The following is a 4,613-nucleotide window of genomic DNA, read 5'->3' as shown; positions in this document are numbered from 1 at the left end:
TACCGCCGCCGATGATCCTGAATTCCCGAACCGCCGAACTGGGTGGTGTCGCGACGACCCCCGTCGCAGACACCACCCCCCTGGTGGCCCGCAGCTACACCCACCCCACGATGGACGACCGCACCGTCGTCCGACTGGTCCGCGAACCCCTCACCGACGCCGAGGACATCGCCCTGGCGGTCCTCGGCCTTGCCCCGGACGCCTCGCGTCCGGTCGGGCACATCCGTGTCCGAGCCATCGGCTTCCCCGCCTGGCCGATCCTGAACGATCCCGCCAACGCCCGGCATGCCGTCAACCTGGTGGGCGACCTCCACCGCGCAGAGCGCCTCGCCCGCTCCAAGCCGAAGGCCGCGAGAACGATGCTGGACGACCTCGCCACCCGGCTCGCCTCCTCCGCCCCGCACTTCCTCCCCACCTTCCTGGAGGAGGCGGCCCGCATCTTCCTGGCCCAGGAGAACCGCCAGTACGCCGGCGCCTACTTCACGAAGGCCCGCACGGTGGAGCGCGTCCACAACGTCCCCGTCGACGAGGAGCGGCACCGTCACGCCCTCCTGGAGTTCGCCCTCGCCGGGGTGCTCAGCGCCAAGGAACTCACCATCGAGGCCAAGGCCCTTCTAGACCGCTGTGAACCTGCTGCCGCGCTGGAACAGTTCATCCAACTCATCATCGGTCGCACCAACGGTGGCGTTCCCCCGCACTCCAGCCTCCAGAAGGACATCCAGCGCCTGGTGAAGGCGGCAGGGGCCCAGCAGTCGGAGGTCGACGAACGTCTGCTGACCGCCCTGCTGCGCTCCCCGTCGCTCGGTACGGCTCCACAGAGTTTCTGGGAGTCCTACTCGCAGCCCCTCGCCACGATGGCCCGGAACTCCGGCGAGGTGAGACAGGCGCTGTTCACCCTCACCCCGGGCACGGTGACGATGAGGACCTGGCTCGACCTGCTCGAGGCAGGAGGGGTCATCGAGGAGATGCGTTCCGACACCCTGGACGTCACCGACTGGCTGAGGCGGTTCGTTCTCCGCGAGTCCCAACGTTCCTCCGTCCTCCCAGCGGACCTGTCCCAGTTCATCCGTTCCCTCCCACGCCTGGGCGGACGAACCATCAGCTTCCGCTGCCCTCCCGTTCGTGTCACTGCCGAACTGGTCGATGCCCTGCTCTCGCGGGGCTGCCGGGTGGAGTTCATCGAATCGAGCAACCCTGACCGGCAACGCCTACGCCTCGGTGGCTGGCTGTGGGATGACCGCCGCTCTGACCTCACGCATCTGGCAGCCAGCGAGCACGCCAGCAAGGCTGCGGCCGCACTGGACGAGGTGGACCTCGATGGGCTTCTCGACGTGCTGGTGGCCCACGAGGGCAGCCGCCAACTCCTGCATCGCTGGGCCACCACCACCCTCACCGAGGACTCCACCGCACCCGAGTTCTTCAAGGAGTTCGACCGTCTGAGGGACCTCCACATCCCTGCCGCCCGCGCCGAGTTGGCGGAGGAACTGGAGCGGTTCGAGTCCTTTGCCGACCCCGCGGAACTCACCGCCAAGGCCATCCGCGACGGCCTGCTCACCGAACTCACCTGGCCCGCCCTCGAGGCAGCAGCCGCCGAACTCGGGTACGACGAGGCCGACCCCGACGAGGTGTCCGTCCAGGAGTCCTGGCCCTGGTTCGGCGTGACCCGGAAGAACCGCATCATCTGGGTCAAGGGCGAGCAGCGCGGCGCGGATGTCACCATCGACGTCCCCGACGGCAGACGCTTCTCCGAATGGGTCTGGTTCCGGGTGGGCGAGGACACCGCCTGCCTCAGCCGAACCAAGTCGTGGACGAACCCCCTCACCTGGGCCAGCGATCCCGCCACCCACCACAAGCAACCGGACTGGGGGGCGTTTCGCTCCTCCGCCGCGGTCTCGGTGGAGGTCGAGGGCGGCCGGTTGATCGGCCCGGCCCTGCTCCGCCCCTCGGCGAAGGTGTTCCCGACGTTCAACCGCCTCCGCACCGTGGCGACGGAGGGCACCGCCCACTGGAGTCACGATGGTTGGTTGAAGGTCCAGGCCCTGGATCCGATCACCGGCAAGCTCGGCCGAGCCTCGCTCCCCCCGGGTCTGGCCGAGCTCGTCGAGTCGGATCTCCGTGACGGATTCGCCATGGACCCCGAGCACCTCCAGTGGTTCCCGGCGACCCCCGACACCCTCGACTCACCCCTGGGTGTCGCCGATGGCCAGCACGGCTGGGTGCTCCTGAATCGCGAAGGCGAGTTCCGCGCCCACGGGATCGACGGTTTCTCGTGGCGGAGCGGCCAGGATCCCGACCGCGACGTCGACGACCTCGAGGGCCGTCTGGCCCGTCCCGGGGGCGGCCACTGGCTGGTCACCGAGGGCGGCAACCTCCATGCGGAGAACCTCGCCCCTCTCCTGCGAGCCCGCAATGCACAGGGCGGGAGCCACCTATTGCACAGGCTGCCACTCGCGGGCTGGCACCACCTCCGCGTCCGCGACGAGGCCGTCAGCGCCCGCATGCGCACCATCCAGGCGGTGGATGTGGTCGACCTCATCGCGGCCCTGCCGGAGTGGACCCATGAGGAGCCCGAATCCCTCCCAGCAACGGCGATCGAGGCGGCCAAGCAGCTGCTCGGCACCACCGACCCCGCATTGACCACGACCGTCGGCTGGCTGGCGCTGACCATCAACCGGAGGGTCCAGCAACTGCGGCAACTCACGGAGGGCAGCACAACAGACACCTCCCGGACCTTCGGGCAATGGACGCCGTCAAACAAGGCAGTGAGGTGGTTGAGCCCTCCCAACTCGTGGGATGTCCATGTACTCACCCGGGACGAGTGCGCCATGATCGTCCGCGCCCTGGCCGGGAAACGGTGGGAGCAGCGGAGCTTTGGCTCCACGGCGCGCTCCCTCCTCCTCCATCCGGAGCTGTTCCTCGCGGGGGCCTGCACTCCCCTCGCCTCGACGGAGCTGATCCAAGGGACCGCTGCGGCGTTCGGGGCGGTCCTGGACAGCGGGCTGCACCGCCCCGAGACCGTGATCTTCCGCACCATTCAGCCCCGGGGAATACGCAACACAGACCTCAAGTACGGGGACCGAGTGGACACCCCAACTGGCCCCGCTGTCGTTCTCGACTCCAACTGGGATCACGACAAGTTGTTCTTCTATCTGCTGTCCCCGGGTGGCGGAATCCCCGCCGAGGTGGCAGGAAGGCCCACCGAACTGGTCGACCGCTCCAGCGGGATCGACCTCGACGTCCACCGCGCCGCCTTCGAGGCGCTACTGAAGGGCGGCGGACCCGAATGGGACCCCACCGCACCGGAACGCTTCGCCGAGGCCACCGGATGGTCGCTGCCCGCGGCAAAGATTCTCCTGGCGGGAATATCGAACCTCGACTGGTGGGAGGACAACTGGCTGCCCAAGGAGATCCGGGAACTCCTCGGCCTCAAGGCCGCCGAGGCCACCACCGCACGGAAGTTCCTCCAAGGGCTCACCCACGGGCTGCTGATGAAGCTGGTCCGGGCCGGGGTGGCCGACCCGATGCGGACGGTCCGGCACGGCCTCGACGTCGACGCGATGATCGCGTGCTGGAAGAGCAACGCCGGCAACATCGTCACCCTCCCCGGGGACGTCCTCGCCGACGCCGAACCGGCGGTGCGCTACCCCGGCAGCAACCGAGGAGTCGACCACGTGACCACGGACGAGGCGAGCCTCGATGACCTGCCCGGCTGGTTGTGGCTGGCCGCCCGGCTTCCCCTGAACGACCCGCTGCGCCCATGGCTCGCCGACCGACTGGAACCCATGCTCACCACCAGCCGCAACCGACAGATCGAGGGAAACATGTACTCGGACACCAAGGACAGGATCCGCGCCATCCTCGGCCTACCAACCTTCGCCGCCACCGCACAGGGGACGATCCAGCAGGTCGGCCCGTGGACCCTCACCCGGGGCGAGCACGACGACCAGCTGACCTTCGACCCCGCCAAGGTCGAGGACTGGGAACTCGAACTCCAGCGCGCCCGAACCATGCGTACCGTCAGTTCCTACTGGAGCCGCCGCATCGCCAACCTGGCCGCCGTGGCGGCAGGGCATTTCGCCGTCTTCCAGGAATGGCTGCGCACCCCAGGCGACGGCTGGGCACCGGACCCCCTGACCTCCGCACCCCAGATCGTCGCCGAGGTGCAGACCACCCTGGACCTGCCGGAGGATTCGGCCCGCTACTGGCTCCAACTGCTGGCCCTGCCCAACCCAACGGACAGGAACATCGGGACCTGGAACGGCTGGAAGAAGACCCACCGGGTCAAGGCAGCCGCACCGCTGGTCGAGAAGGGACTCATCATCGAGGCGAAACGCGCCCGAGCGGGACGCTCCTACTTCCTCCCCGGCGGCTGGCTGGAGGCCACGACCCCACACCTGCCGCTGGAGGCCTGGAAGGCTCCCTTCTACGACCTCGAGGACATCCCCAAGCTGGAACAGCACCACGACATCGTCGTGCCACGGGTCCCCCTCCCCCAGCTCTTCGCCGACGCCTGGCATCGCCACCAGGACGGCGACGCCCCCGGCTACACCGAGCTCAGGACCGAGAGGTACCGCCGCCGATGATCCTGAATTCCCGAACCGCCGAACTGGGTG

General features: G+C 68.7%; 1 protein-coding gene. It reads left to right on the top strand.

Translation table 11 applies throughout. From position 1 onward, the window contains the following. Window positions 1–11 precede the first annotated feature (11 nt). Window positions 12–4,583, top strand: coding sequence for a hypothetical protein (locus tag EII35_RS15140; RefSeq protein ID WP_125229295.1), 4,572 nt, complete (start codon window positions 12–14; stop codon window positions 4,581–4,583). Window positions 4,584–4,613 lie beyond the last annotated feature (30 nt).

This window comes from Arachnia propionica (assembly GCF_003932785.1).
Lineage (GTDB): Bacteria > Actinomycetota > Actinomycetes > Propionibacteriales > Propionibacteriaceae > Arachnia > Arachnia propionica_B.
This window is presented reverse-complemented; position numbering and strand designations above follow the sequence as displayed.